15 protein-coding genes are annotated in these 12,855 nt (G+C 73.1%); 8 read left to right on the top strand and 7 right to left on the bottom strand.

The window, feature by feature from the left end; translation table 11 throughout:
* Positions 1 to 91 precede the first annotated feature (91 nt).
* From OG737_RS16570 to OG737_RS16590, 5 genes are all read left to right on the top strand, one after another.
* Positions 92 to 793, top strand: a complete 702-nt coding sequence (locus tag OG737_RS16570; protein ID WP_328926928.1) for an ABC transporter permease — start codon at positions 92 to 94, stop codon at positions 791 to 793.
* Positions 794 to 797: 4 nt separating this feature from the next.
* Positions 798 to 1,469 (top strand): ABC transporter permease, encoded by a 672-nt coding sequence (locus tag OG737_RS16575; RefSeq protein WP_328926929.1) that lies wholly within the window; start codon positions 798 to 800, stop codon positions 1,467 to 1,469.
* A 32-nt stretch (positions 1,470 to 1,501) separates the two neighbouring features.
* A complete protein-coding gene (locus tag OG737_RS16580; protein WP_405921704.1) occupies positions 1,502 to 2,491 on the top strand; it encodes an ABC transporter substrate-binding protein in 990 nt (329 codons plus the stop codon).
* 99 nt (positions 2,492 to 2,590) lie between these two features.
* Positions 2,591 to 3,550, top strand: coding sequence for a hypothetical protein (locus tag OG737_RS16585; protein WP_405921705.1), 960 nt, complete (start codon positions 2,591 to 2,593; stop codon positions 3,548 to 3,550).
* A gap of 31 nt (positions 3,551 to 3,581) precedes the next feature.
* On the top strand, positions 3,582 to 3,893 hold the full coding sequence (locus tag OG737_RS16590) for a CPCC family cysteine-rich protein (protein ID WP_405679131.1): 312 nt from the start codon (positions 3,582 to 3,584) through the stop codon (positions 3,891 to 3,893).
* On the opposite strand, the gene OG737_RS16595 is transcribed toward OG737_RS16590, so the two are convergent.
* The 4 genes from OG737_RS16595 to OG737_RS16610 all read right to left on the bottom strand — a co-directional run bounded on the left by OG737_RS16595 (position 3,869) and on the right by OG737_RS16610 (position 6,797).
* Positions 3,869 to 4,411: a hypothetical protein gene (locus OG737_RS16595; protein ID WP_405921706.1), complete on the bottom strand. Its 543-nt coding sequence runs from the start codon at positions 4,409 to 4,411 to the stop codon at positions 3,869 to 3,871. The two genes, OG737_RS16590 and OG737_RS16595, sit on opposite strands and share 25 nt — an antisense overlap.
* A 70-nt stretch (positions 4,412 to 4,481) precedes the next feature.
* Positions 4,482 to 4,697 carry a hypothetical protein gene (locus OG737_RS16600; protein WP_405679126.1) on the bottom strand — a complete coding sequence of 72 codons (216 nt, stop codon included), beginning with the start codon at positions 4,695 to 4,697 and terminating at the stop codon, positions 4,482 to 4,484.
* Between the two features lie 80 nt (positions 4,698 to 4,777).
* Positions 4,778 to 5,635: an arylamine N-acetyltransferase gene (locus OG737_RS16605; RefSeq protein WP_328926934.1), complete on the bottom strand. Its 858-nt coding sequence runs from the start codon at positions 5,633 to 5,635 to the stop codon at positions 4,778 to 4,780.
* Between the two features lie 19 nt (positions 5,636 to 5,654).
* Complete coding sequence (locus OG737_RS16610; RefSeq protein WP_328926935.1) at positions 5,655 to 6,797, bottom strand: NADH-quinone oxidoreductase subunit D; 1,143 nt, start codon at positions 6,795 to 6,797, stop codon at positions 5,655 to 5,657.
* A 31-nt stretch (positions 6,798 to 6,828) separates the two neighbouring features.
* Here OG737_RS16610 and OG737_RS16615 point away from each other — a divergent pair, with 31 nt between their 5' ends.
* Both OG737_RS16615 and OG737_RS16620 read left to right on the top strand, forming a co-directional pair.
* Positions 6,829 to 7,320: a PH domain-containing protein gene (locus OG737_RS16615; protein WP_328926936.1), complete on the top strand. Its 492-nt coding sequence runs from the start codon at positions 6,829 to 6,831 to the stop codon at positions 7,318 to 7,320.
* Positions 7,317 to 8,702, top strand: coding sequence for a PH domain-containing protein (locus OG737_RS16620; RefSeq protein ID WP_328926937.1), 1,386 nt, complete (start codon positions 7,317 to 7,319; stop codon positions 8,700 to 8,702). Before OG737_RS16615 ends, OG737_RS16620 begins: the two co-directional genes overlap by 4 nt.
* A gap of 72 nt (positions 8,703 to 8,774) precedes the next feature.
* On the opposite strand, the gene OG737_RS16625 is transcribed toward OG737_RS16620, so the two are convergent.
* Together OG737_RS16625 and OG737_RS16630 are read right to left on the bottom strand one after the other, a co-directional pair.
* A complete protein-coding gene (locus OG737_RS16625) occupies positions 8,775 to 9,452 on the bottom strand; it encodes a response regulator transcription factor (protein WP_328926938.1) in 678 nt (225 codons plus the stop codon).
* Between the two features lie 17 nt (positions 9,453 to 9,469).
* Positions 9,470 to 10,672 carry a sensor histidine kinase gene (locus tag OG737_RS16630; protein ID WP_328926939.1) on the bottom strand — a complete coding sequence of 401 codons (1,203 nt, stop codon included), beginning with the start codon at positions 10,670 to 10,672 and terminating at the stop codon, positions 9,470 to 9,472.
* 107 nt (positions 10,673 to 10,779) lie between these two features.
* On the opposite strand from OG737_RS16630, the gene OG737_RS16635 reads away from it, so the two are divergent.
* A complete protein-coding gene (locus tag OG737_RS16635; protein WP_405921707.1) occupies positions 10,780 to 11,775 on the top strand; it encodes an SAM-dependent methyltransferase in 996 nt (331 codons plus the stop codon).
* Here OG737_RS16635 and OG737_RS16640 read toward each other — a convergent pair.
* Positions 11,772 to 12,851, bottom strand: coding sequence for an NlpC/P60 family protein (locus OG737_RS16640; protein WP_328926941.1), 1,080 nt, complete (start codon positions 12,849 to 12,851; stop codon positions 11,772 to 11,774). The two genes, OG737_RS16635 and OG737_RS16640, sit on opposite strands and share 4 nt — an antisense overlap.
* Positions 12,852 to 12,855 lie beyond the last annotated feature (4 nt).

Below are 12,855 nucleotides of genomic sequence, written 5' to 3' on the forward strand. Positions count from 1 at the left end.
AGTGTTACGCGACTGCGAAGGAATCCGGCGACTGTCGGTGCCGCGGGTTAGGGTCCCTCTTGTACGTACGTTCGGGTGGGGGGTGAGGGACATGGCCGGGCAGAACTGCCTCGTGGCGAACGACTGGATCTGCTGGGAGTACGTCTCCTCCCGCTCCCAGGAACTCACCGACGCCACCCTCGAACACATCTGGATCACGGGCGTGTCGGTCCTCATCGGCGTCGCCGTGTCCGTCCCGCTCGCCCTGCTGGCCCGCCGCGGCCGGCGCTGGGCGGCGCCCGTGCTCGCCTTCACCACGCTGCTCTACACGGTCCCCTCGCTCGCCATGTTCTCGCTGCTGCTGCCCGTGTTCGGACTCTCGGCGGCGCTGGTGGTGACCGGCCTGGTGCTGTATTCGCTGACCATCCTCGTCCGCAACGTCCTGGCCGGCCTGGAAGCCGTGCCCGCGGACGTACGGGAGGCCGCGCGCGGCATGGGATACGGCCCCGGGCGGCTGCTGTGGCAGGTCGAACTGCCGCTGGCGCTGCCCGCGCTGCTCGCCGGGGTACGGATCGCGACCGTCTCCACGATCGCGCTGACCACGGTCGGCTCCATCGTCGGCAAGGGCGGCCTGGGCAATCTCATCGCCCCTGCCGTGAACAGCTCCTTCAAGGCCCAGGTGCTCACCGCCTCGGTCCTGTGCGTGCTGCTCGCGCTCGTGGCCGACCTGCTGCTGCTCGGCGTACAGCGCCTGCTCACGCCGTGGACCCGGGCGTCCGGCGCCCGGCCCGCGGGCTCCGGCAAGGAGGCCTGAGGCGATGGGAGTGCTGGGACAGGCCTGGGACTGGCTGGCGAACGGCGCCAACTGGTCGGGCGAGAGCGGCGTCTGGCACCGGCTCGGCGAGCACGTCTACGTCAGCGGGATCGCCCTCGCGATCGCCTGCGCGGTGGCCCTGCCCGTCGGCCTGTACCTCGGCCACCTCGGCAAGGGCGGCGCCCTCGCCGTCAACGTCTCGAACGTCGGCCGGGCCGTGCCCGTCTTCGCGGTGCTGGCCCTGTTCATGGTCTCCCCGCTGCGCAACGCGGGCTACCTGCCCACCATCGCCGCGCTCGTGCTGTTCGCGATACCGCCGCTCCTGACGAACACGTATGTGGGCATGAGCGAGGTGGACCGGTCGGTGGTGGAGGCCGCCCGCGGCATGGGCATGTCCGGGAGCCAGCTGTTCCTCCGGGTCGAGCTGCCGCTCGCCCGTCCGCTGGTGATGACCGGGCTGCGCTCGGCCTCCGTGCAGGTCATCGCCACGGCCACGATCGCGGCGATGGTCGGCCAGGGCGGTCTCGGCCGGATCATCACCGCCGGATTCAACACGTACAACACCGCGCAGGTCGTCGCGGGCGCCGTGCTGGTGGCGGCGCTGGCGCTGCTGGTGGAGGGCGCGCTGGTGGCGGCCGACCGGCTGCTGCCCCGGCCGGCGGCGACGTCCCGCTGATCCCTTTCCCCCGCCTCGAACGGAGTACCCCCATGAGCAAGACCACCCGCGTCCTCGGCGCGTCCCTGGGCGCCCTCGCCCTGACGGCGTCGCTGGCGGCCTGCGGCGGCGACAGCCTGGAGAAGAGCAAGGACGGCGGCTCGGCGGCCTCCTCCGGGTCCTCCTCGGGCGGGGGCAAGGGCGCCCTGGTCATCGGCGCGGCCGGGTTCACCGAGTCCAACGTGCTGGCCGAGCTGTATGCGCAGGTCCTCAAGGACGCGGGCTACAGCACCTCCGTCAAGACGGTCAGCAACCGCGAGCTGTACGAACCGTCGCTGGAGAAGGGCGAGATCGACATCGTCCCGGAGTACGCGGCCACCCTCGCGGAGTTCCTCAACGCCAAGGTGAACGGCCCCAAGGCGCCCGAAGAGAAGCCGGTCGCGTCCAGCGACGTCGCGGCGACGGTGGCGGGCCTGGAGAAGCTCGCGGGCCCGCTCGGACTGAAGGCGCTGCCCGCGGGCGCGGCGGTCGACCAGAACGCATTCGCGGTGAGCAAGGAATTCGCCCAGAAGAACAACCTGAAGACCCTTTCCGATCTCGGGCAGTCCGGGCTGAAGGTGAAGATCGCGGCGGGCGACGAATGCGCCGTCCGCCCCTTCTGCGCACCCGGGTTGACCAAGACGTACGGAATTCAGGTCTCCGGTATCGACCCCAAGGGCGTCGGCACCCCGCAAGCCAAGCAGGCGGTGAAGGACGGCGCGGACCAGCTGGTCCTGACCACCACCACGGACGCCACGCTCGACAGCTTCGGCCTGGTCCTGCTGGAGGACGACAAGAAGCTCCAGAACGCCGACAACGTGCTTCCGGTGGTCAACGGCAAGGACGCGGGCGCCCCGGAGGTCGCGGCCGCCCTCGACAAGCTGACCAAGGCACTCACGACGGCCGACCTCGTCGACCTGAACCGCAAGGTGGACGCGGAGCGCGCCAAGCCGGCGGACGTGGCGAAGGCCTACCTGGAGTCCAAGGGCCTCCTCAAGAACTAGCGGTTACGCGGTCGATGCGGAAAATGTGGGGCATCCGCTCGGGAAGAGATTGCCGCACGGGTACCCCACATGGCCTCTACGCCCTGTAAATTTCAGGCCATGCCCCGTGGACGCCACCGCAATCCCGAACCTCTGCACCGGCTGCTCACGCCGACGGCCGTCGCCGGTGTGTCCCTCGTCAGCGCCGGCGCCGCCTGGCTGCTCGCGGGCCCCGACGACGGCACCGCTCTGCGACTGCTCGTGGCCCTCGCGGCGGCCGCCGGGGTCACCGGCGGCGTCGTGATGCGTGCCTGGGACCGCTCGGCGGGCCGCCGCGTCGCGGAGCTCGCGCGCGAGCGCGTCAAGGACGAGTGGAAGACGGACGAGCGGATGGCCGAGCTCGAATCCGATCTCGAAGAGGCCAGGGCGCTGCGCGCCAGGCTCGACGCCAAGCTGCGCGCCAAGCGGGTCGAAATCGCCGGGCTGCGCGGCGAGCACGCGGCGCTGCTGCGGCGGTACGCGACCGCCGAGACCGAGCGCGCGAGCGCCCTGGAGCGCCGCCGGCTGCTGGCCATCGAGGTCTCCTCGGCCCCGGCGGCCGCGCCCAAGGAACTCCCGGTGGTCTCCGAGGAACGCACCTCGGCGGGCGCGCCCACCTCGGTCGGCTACGCCCGGGCCCACGCGGCTCTGAGCGCGCTGGTCCGCAAGGCGCAGCCCCGGGAGCTGCCCGCGGCCCCGTTGGCCCCCGCGGCCTCGGTCCCGGCGCGCCGGCCGGCCGCGGCCGTGGCCCCGTACGCGGCGCAGCGGCGCACGACGTCCCGCGTCGAGGGCGGCTTCGACTTCTTCGGCGCCGCCAAGAACGCGGCACAGGCCCGCGCCGCGATCGAGGCGGTCCAGAACGAGGACCTGGCCGACGTGGTCGGCGCCGAGGCCCTGGCGGTCCACGAGGCGGAGACGGCGGAGCCCCCGGCCGAGCCGGCCGCTCCCGAGTCGTCCGCGCAGGGCCAGGTCATCGACCTGACCGCCCATGACGAGACCGAGCCGATCGACGTGGTCCGGCTGCGCACCGCGATCTCCTAGTCGCCGCAGCCGGGACCCGAGGAGGGGCGTCGTGCGGGAGCGACGGCAGGGCGGGCCGGGCGAGGTCTTCACCTGCCCCTGCTGCCTCCAGCCGACCCTCGGGTCGAGCGCCCTCTTCGAGATCTGCGGGGAGTGCGGCTGGGAGGACGACGGACAGGACGACGCCGAGGCCGACGAGGTCTGGGGCGGGCCCAACGGCAGCCAGAGCCTTTCCGACGCCCGGCGCGAACACCGGGAGTGGCTGGCCGGGCACGCCGACGCGTCCTCGGTGACCCGTGGCGGAGCCGGGGCGTGGGAGACGGCCGCCCGCGCCGCGCTTCAGGACGAGGGGCCGGACGCGTAGGCCTCAGGCGGCGTACGAGGCCACCGGGCGGGCCAGGCGGGACAGGCGGCGGCCGGCCGGCGGAGGCGAGGCCGTCCACAAGCTGTGCACAGGGCGCGCGGAACTCCTCGGCGGGGGTCGCTTCGTCCCGTGGCGGGTTCGGCGACGACCTGGTCGTGGCCCAGAGCGTCGACCGCCCCCGGGCGAGGGTCAGGGATAGGCGAGGACGACGAGCACGCCCGCGGCCTCCAGCAGCAGCTGCGCGCGGAGCGCGCCCCGCGCACCGGCGCGGCCATCGCCGCGACGAGGGCGAGCACCACGGCGACGAGCAGGGCTCCGAAGGCGGTGTCCGGGAAGGGCGCGCAGGCGATGTCGTCGACGAAGCACCGGCCGCCCTTGTCGGTGGCCAGCAGCAGGACCTTCGCGATGAACAGGGCGGGCAGGAACAGCACGGCGGCGATCCCCGAGCGCGTCCGGATGCGGACCGCGTCCTCGGACGGGGGCGCGGAGACGACGGCGGGCTGTTGCTTCCAGGACATGGCCCCATCCTGTTCCACGGCTGCGGTACGGGGATCTGCGCGGGTACTCAGCCCGCGCGGATCCCCGTACTCAGAACAGCGGCAGCTGCCCCGGATGCGGCGCGAGGGCGAAACTGTCGAGACTGGGCGCCGAGGCGCCCAGTACCACCCGGGCCCGGGAGCCGGGGCAGGACACGAGGTCGCCGCGGCCCCGCCCGGCCGGTGGATCGTGCCGGGCGATCCTCCCGGCGGTCACGGCGCAGTCGCGGCCGCAGGCGGGGCAAGCGCGACGGGGGGAGTGGGACATGCCCCAAGTCTGCCCTGCGGCACCGACATCGGCCTCCCCCTAAGCGGTCTCGGGGCCGTGCCCTACTTCCCCGAGGCCGCTTAGACACTCCCCGGCCGGGCGGCGAGCCACGCCCGGTGTGCCTGGTCCACCCGGTTCCACAGCGCCGCCCGGTCCGCGGGGGTGAGGTCGTCCAGGTTCCGCCGGAAGACGCTCCCGATGACCTCGAAGAACTCCTCGGCGCCGGTCAGTTCGCGCTCGCTCGTCCCCTTCGCGCCGTCGATGCGGGTCAGGATCCGGCCGCGCAGCGCGTCGGCGCCCTCCGCGTCACGCCGCAGCACCGCGAAGGTCCGTACGAACGGGGACTCCCCGGCCGTCGAGAGCCAGGTGTGCATGGCCTCGAAGTCGGCCGTCACGGCCGGGGCGTCACGGAAGTTCACGCGGGGCATGGGGCCGGCGAACTTGCGGAGCGTCCAGCCCGGGCCCTCACCCTCCAGCGGTTCCAGCCGCTCCAGCGCGTACCGGAACCCGCCCTGCTCGTACGCGCCCTCGCGCAGCGGCAGCGGTTCGTACGGCCCGTCGCCGACTCCGACGTCCACCCAGTACACCGTCCCCTCGACGCGGACGGTCAAGGTGAGGTGCCCGCCGCTGATCCCGCGGTCCGCGGGATCGGCGTTGACGCCTCCGGCGTGCCGCGTGACCTCGTAGCCCAGGGATTCGAGGAGCAGCGCGAAGCCGCCGTTGAGGTGGAAGCAGTAACCCCCGCGCCCGGCGGCGAAGCGCCGGGCGGACAGCTCGGGGTCGATGCCGGGCGGCCGGCCGAGCTGGATGTCGACGTTGTCGTAGGCGATGTGCTCCAGGTGCGCCCGCTGAAGGGCGAACAGCCCTTCGGCGGAGGGGGCACCGGGGTCGGTGATGCCGAGCCGGCGCAGGTAGCCGGCGTGTGTGCCAGAGGTCATCCGGCAACCCTAGATCGGCCTACTTGTCGATGTCCCCGACGACGAAGAACAGCGAGCCCAGGATCGCCACCATGTCCGCGACCAGCTGCCCCGGCAGGAGCACGGCGAGGGCCTGGATGTTGTTGTACGAGGCGCTGCGCAGCTTCAGCCGGTACGGGGTCTTCTCGCCCTTCGAGACGAGGTAGTAGCCGTTGATGCCGAGGGGGTTCTCGGTCCAGGCGTACGTGTGGCCCTCGGGTGCCTTCAGGACCTTGGGCAGGCGCTGGTTGACCGGGCCCGGCGGGAGTTCGGCCATCCGGTCCAGGCAGGCCACGGCGAGGTCGAGCGCGTTGTGGGTCTGGTCGAGCAGGACCTCGAAGCGGGCCAGGCAGTCGCCCTCGGTGCGGGTGACCACCTTGAGGACGTCCTGGAGCTCGCCGTACGCGAGGTACGGCTCGTCGCGGCGCAGGTCGAAGTCGACGCCGGAGGCGCGGGCGATGGGGCCGGAGACCCCGTACGCGTGCACCGCCTCGGCGGACAGGACGCCGACGCCGCGGGTGCGGCCCCGGAAGATCTCGTTGCCGTGGACGAGCTTGTCGTAGACGTCCATGCGGGTGCGGACGTCGGCGATGGCCTCGCGGGCCCGGCCGAGCCAGCCGGCCGGGAGGTCCTCCTTGAGGCCGCCGACGCGGTTGAACATGTAGTGCATGCGGCCGCCGGAGATCTCCTCCATGACGGCCTGGAGCTCCTCGCGTTCGCGGAACGCATGGAAGATCGGTGTGATTCCGCCCAGTTCGAGGGGGTACGAGCCGAGGAACATCAGGTGGTTCAGCACCCGGTTCAGCTCGGCCAGCAGGGTCCGCATCCACACGGCCCGCTCGGGGACCTCCATGCCGAGCATCCGCTCGACGGCCATGACCACGCCGAGCTCGTTGGAGAACGCGGACAGCCAGTCGTGGCGGTTCGCGAGCATCACGATCTGCCGGTAGTCGCGGGCCTCGAAGAGCTTCTCGGCACCGCGGTGCATGTAGCCGACCACCGGTTCGGCGCTGACGATCCGCTCGCCGTCCAGGACGAGGCGCAGGCGCAGTACGCCGTGCGTGGAAGGGTGCTGGGGGCCGATGTTGAGCACCATGTCGGTGCTCTCCGCCGCGCCGCCGATGCCGACCGTGGTCTCCGTCATGCGGGCATTGTCTCAGCCCTAGGGTGGGTGCATGGATACGGGGACGACGGGTGAGACGGACAGGCCCGGATGGGTGGGGCTGCCGGGTGGGCTGCTCACGCTGAGGCGGCTGCTGCTGGTGATCTGGGCGGCCGTCCTCGCGGTGGCGACCGGCGTCGCACTGGGTCTGCTCGCCGGGCCCGCGTGGGCCGCCCTCGCGGGGTGCTGGCTCGTGGCCCTGGTCTGGGGGTGGGTGCTGCTCGGCCGGAACTGGCGGTCCTGGCGTTACGCCGAGCGCGCGGACGACCTGCTGATCAGCCGGGGCGTGCTGTGGCGGGAGGAGACCGTGGTCCCGTACGGGCGGATGCAGCTGGTCGAGGTGACCTCGGGGCCGCTGGAGCGGCGCTTCGGGCTGGCCTCCGTACAACTGCACACGGCGGCCGCGGCGACGGACGCCAAGATCCCGGGCCTGGTGCCGGCCGAGGCGCAGCGCCTGCGCGACCGGCTCACCGAGCTCGGCGAAGCACGGTCGGCGGGCCTGTGAGCGCCGGTCAGGCGGGCGGCGAGCCGGCCGTACCGTACGGGCCGGCCGCCGAGCCCACGGGCGGGCTCGCGGCCGACCTCGCGGGCGGCCCGGCAGGTGAGCGGCGGCTGCACCTGCTCACTCCGCTGCGGCGCGCCTGGGTGCCCATCGCCGCGACCATCGGCGTGGTCGCCCAGCAGGGCGACCGGGCCGAGCGCTGGATAGCGGACCTGCCCGCGCTCCTGCGGGTGGCGGCGCTCGCGGGCCTGATCCTGGTGTTCGGCACGTACGGATTCCTGAGCTGGTGGTTCACCCACTACGCCGTCACCGACACCGAGCTGCGCATCCGCAGCGGGCTGGTCTTCCGGCGCACCGCGCACATCCGCCTCGACCGGATCCAGGCGGTCGACGTCACCCGGCCGATGCTGGCCCGGCTGGCCGGGGTCGCCAGTCTGCGGCTCGACGTCATCGGCACCGAGGAGAAGGACGAGCTGGCCTTCCTGGGCGAGAAGGAGGCCGTGGCCCTGCGCGCCGAGCTCCTCGCCCGGGCGGCCGGCTTCGCTCCCGAGGAGGCGGCGCGCCTGGGCGAGGCCCCCGAACGGCAGCTGCTGCGCGTGGGCCCGCGCGACCTCGCCGTGTCGCTGCTGCTGAGCCTGGGCGTGTGGGCGGCGCTGGCCGGCGGGATCGCCGCGCCCGTGGTCGCCTGGTGGATCAGCTCCAGCCCGTGGGCGGCCGTGGTCACCCTCCTCCCGATCCTCGGCGCCGTCTGGTCCGGCAGCACGGGCCGCTTCCTCGCCGAGTACGACTGGACGGTCGCCGAGTCCCCGGACGGGCTGCGCCTGGACCACGGACTGCTGGACCGGGCCCACGAGACCGTGCCGCCGGGGCGCGTGCAGACCGTACGGATCGTCGAGCCGCTGCTGTGGCGGCGGCGCGACCTGGTACGGGTGGAGCTGGCCGTGGCGGGTTCGAAGAACGGGGTCCTGGTCCCGGTGGCCTCGCGGGCCGCCGCGTACGCCGTGATCGCCCGGGTCCTGCCGGGGGTGGACCTGGCGGCCCTGTCCTTCACCGGCTCCCCGGGGGCCGGTTCGCGCTGGGTGGTCCCGGTGTGGTGGAAGGGCTACGCCCTGGCCGTCTCCCCGGAGGTGTTCGCCGCCCGGCACGGCCGCCTGTGCCGCCGTACGGAGATCGTCCCGCACGCCAAGGTGCAGAGCGTCCGCCTCACCCAGGGCCCCTGGGAGCGCGCCCGCGGCGTGGCCGACGTCCACGTGGACACGGGCGCGAACGCCACGGTCACGGCCCGGCTGCGGGCCGCGGACGAGGCCGCCGCCCTGCTGGCCGACCAGGCCGCCCGGGCCCGTACCTCCCGCGCGTCGGCCCGTCCGGACCGCTGGATGACGTAGGGCCGCACGGGGGCCGATCGCGGACGGCGTTCCCCCCGGCCGGGCAGCCCGGGGGAACGCCGCGCGGGAGGACTACGCGGCCGGGCCGCCGCCCGCCCGGACCAGCCCCGTCTCGTACGCCAGGACCACGACCTGGACGCGGTCGCGCAGGCTCAGCTTCGTCAGGATGCGGCCCACGTGCGTCTTCACCGTCGCCTCCGACAGGACCAGCCGGGCCGCGATCTCGCCGTTCGACAGGCCCTGCGCCACCAGCAGCATGACCTCGCGCTCGCGCTCCGTCAGCCGCTCGACCTCCTTGTTCCGCGGCTCCTCGGTCGTGGTCGGCAGCATCGGGGCGAACCGGTCCAGCAGCCGGCGCGTCGTCGACGGGGCGACCACGGCGTCGCCGCTGTGCACCGACCGGATCGCCGCCAGCAGCTCGGCGGGCGGCACGTCCTTCAGCATGAAGCCGCTCGCGCCCGCCTTCAGCCCGGAGAACGCGTACTCGTCCAGGTCGAAGGTGGTCAGGATGATCACCTTCGGGTGCTCCGGCGGTTCACAGATCCGCCGCGTCGCCTCCACCCCGTCGAGCTTCGGCATGCGCACGTCCATCAGCACCACGTCCACCTTGGTGGCCCGCAGCACCTCCAGAGCCTCCAGGCCGTCGCCCGCCTCGGCGACGACCTCCATGTCCGGCTGGGCGGCGAGCACCATCCGGAAGCCGGTGCGCAGCAGCACCTGGTCGTCGACCAGCATCACGCGGATGGACATCCGTTACCTCGTTCTCGTCAACTCTTCTTCAGGGGAAGCAATGCGCTGATCCGGAAGCCGCCGCCCGGTCGCGGCCCGGTGTCCAGGGTTCCGCCGACCATACCGATCCGCTCGCGCATGCCGATCAGGCCGTGCCCGGCGCCGTCGGCGCCGCCGTCCTCGTACAACTCGTGTGCCGAGCCCCGCCCGTCGTCCTCGATGAGCAGGCCGAGCCCGTCGTCGAAGTAGACCAGCCGCACGCTCGCCTTCGCGTCGGGCCCCCCGTGCTTGCGCGTGTTGGTCAGTGCCTCCTGCACGATCCGGTACGCGGTCAGCTCGACGCCGCTGGGCAGCCGCCGCGGCGCGCCCTCGACCTCGAAGTCCACCGAGAGCCCGGCCGCCCGTACCTGCTCGACGAGGACCTCGATCTGCTCGACGTCCGGCTGCGGCACGTAGTCCTCCGACTCCTGTGGCTCGCCGGTACGCAGCACGCCCAGCAGCCGGCGCATCTCGGCGAGGGCCTGGCGGCCGGTGCCGGAGATGGTCTGGAGGGCCTCCTTGGCCTGTTCGGGGGCCACGTCCATGACGTAGGCCGCTCCGTCCGCCTGGACCACCATCACCGAGACGTTGTGCGCGACGACGTCGTGCAGTTCGCGGGCGATCCGGGCGCGCTCGGCGGCCACGGCCACCTTGGCCTGGGCCTCGCGCTGGTTCTCCAGCCGCTGGTTGCGCTCGATGAGCTGGGCGTAATAGGCCCGGCGGGTGCGCAGCGAGTCGCCCAGCACCCAGGCGAGGGCGAACGGGACGATCATGAAGAGGGTGAAGAGGACGTTGTCGACCTCGTTCGTGCCCTTGTCCACGCCGTACCGCAGGAAGTAGAGCGGCGCGGCGGCCAGCCCCCAGCCCAGGGCGGTGCGGGACACCCAGCGCGGGACATCGCTCGCGGCGACCGTGAAGAGGATGACGAGCATCGCGAAGTCGTAGAACCCGGCGGTGAAGCCCAGGGCCAGCTGGTAGATCCCGGCGCCGAGGGTGAGCCAGAACATCGCCTGGGTCCACCTGCGGCGCAGCGCGACGGCGACGCTCAGGGCGGCCACCGCCGGGACTACCGCGAGCCGCACGGCGACGCTGTGTTCGGATTCGGAAACGACGTTCACCATCGAGATCCCGAAGAAGAGGACAGCCCAGAAGCTGTCGACGCCCGTCGGGTGTCTGCGGAGGAAGTCGTAGAGGCGCTGCACGTAACCCAGAGTAGGGAACGCAGATAGGTGCTGGAGTCAACCAGAGGTGCGAACCTCGCGCCGGGCGAGTACTCCCGAAGGTGGACGGTGACCATAACCTTTGTGTGATGCGTGCTCAGGGAGAGGCTCAGGGGGACGGCGTGGTTCCGGTCGGGTGGCGGGCGGCGATGGAGGCCGCGCTGTACGGTCCCGACGGCTTCTACGTGCGGCCTGGCGGTCCGGGGCCCGCCGGGCACTTCCGCACGTCGGTGCACGCGTCCGGGCTGTACGCGGGGGCCGTGGCGCGGCTGCTGCGGTGGGTGGACGCCGAGCTCGGGCACCCGCGGGGGCTGGACCTGGTCGACGTGGGGGCCGGGCGGGGGGAGCTGCTGGCCGGGGTGCTCGCCGCGCTGCCGGCGGAGGTGGCCGCGCGGGTGCGCGCGTACGCCGTGGAGCGGGCCGAGCGGCCCGCGGGGCTCGACCCCCGGATCCGCTGGGTCGCGGCGCCGCCCGAAGGCACCTCGGGGCTGCTCTTCGCGAACGAATGGCTGGACAACGTGCCGCTGGAGGTCGCGGAGGACGGGCGCTACGTCCTGGTCGCGCCGGACGGTACGGAGAGCCCCGGCGGCGCCGTGGACGGCGCGGACCTGGCCTGGCTGGAGCGGTGGTGGCCGGGCGGCGGACGCGCGGAGATCGGCAGGGCGCGCGACGAGGCCTGGGCGGCGGCCGTGGCGAGCGTGGAGCGGGGTCTGGCGGTGGCGGTGGACTACGCCCACACCCGGGACGCGCGGCCCCCGTACGGCACCCTGACGGGGTTCAGGGCGGGCCGGGAGGTTCCGCCGGTCCCCGACGGCAGCTGCGATGTCACCGCCCATGTGGCACTGGACGCGTGCGCGGGCCCGGGCTCGGTCCTGCTGCCCCAGCGCGAGGCCCTCACCGCCCTCGGCGTCTCGGGCGCCCGTCCCCCGCTGGCCCTGGCCTCCACCGACCCGGCGGCCTACGTCCGCGCCCTCGCCTCGGCGGGCGAAGCGGCGGAACTGACCTCCCGTACGGGCCTGGGCGCCTTCGGCTGGCTGGTCCAGCCGGTCGGCATCCCGCCGTGGCCGCGGGCGGACCGGAGTTAGAGCCGCTTCGCGCTGCGCAGGGTCGTCGCGTAGTAGCCGTTGCCGTCGAGGCGCGAGGTACCGCCCTTGTCACCGATGGTCGGGCCGTTGGCCTCCTCCCGGCTGGAGATGAAGATCTTGTGGCCGTCGGTGTCCGTGCCCAGGTAGATGCCCGTGTGGTCGATGCGGTCCTTCGTGCGCGCGTCGAGCTTGAAGAACAGCAGGTCGCCCGGCTGGATCACGTCGATCGAGACGGGCCGGTCCTGGGCGCCGACCCCCTTGAGGGGCAGGACGTCCGCGCCCAGGGCGGCGCGGGCCATGCCGTTCGCGGTCCGCGGCAGGCCGGAGCCGGGCTTGTCGTCGGACAGGAGGGGGTAGCGGGCCCGGTAGCCGAAGACGGTGCGGACGAAACCGGAGCAGTCCATGGACCGGTACCGGGCCGTCTGGGGCTGCTTCTTGGTGCCGTCGCGGAAGGTGTAAGGGGTGCCGAGGTAGTCGTAGAAGTCCGACTGTTCCAGGCGCAGGTCGTTGCCGACCGAGCCGGCGGGGTTGAGCGGGCCGAAGGACGCGTCACCGGCGTACGAGGTGCCCTGCGCGTCCTTCTTCACCGGGGCCTGGTCGCCGTACTGGAAGGCCATCGCGAAGATGTCGTCCTCCTGGCTCCCGAAGTACTTCTTGAACCACTCCTTGAACCACTGCTCGTTCTCCGCGCCCGGCTTCCACGCCTCCGGCATGAGGCGGACCCAGTTCTCGGTCACGACCCGGGTCGTGGTGTTGGCCGGTTCGGTGAAGGTGCGGCTCGGCCCGGTGAGGGTGGCCGTGCGGGCGCCGTCGGTGAAGGTGGCCAGCACCTGCCCGGTGCCGTCGCGCATCACCGACCGGTCGGGGCTCTGGAGGCGTTCCCACTTCTGGGCACCCGCCTCGCCCGCGCCGGCCCCCGCGGCGATGTTCTGGTCGGAGACGACCTGGACGGCGGGCGCCTTGGCCTGCTCCTGCGCGCGCAGCGCGTACGTGAGGTACGCGCTGCCGGCCAGCAGCGCGAGCACGGCGACCGCGTGCAGCGCGGAACGTGTGCGGCTCTTCGACTTGGCGGTCATGCGG

It is taken from the genome of Streptomyces sp. NBC_00122 (assembly GCF_045160845.1).
In the GTDB taxonomy this organism is placed as follows: Bacteria; Actinomycetota; Actinomycetes; order Streptomycetales; family Streptomycetaceae; genus Streptomyces.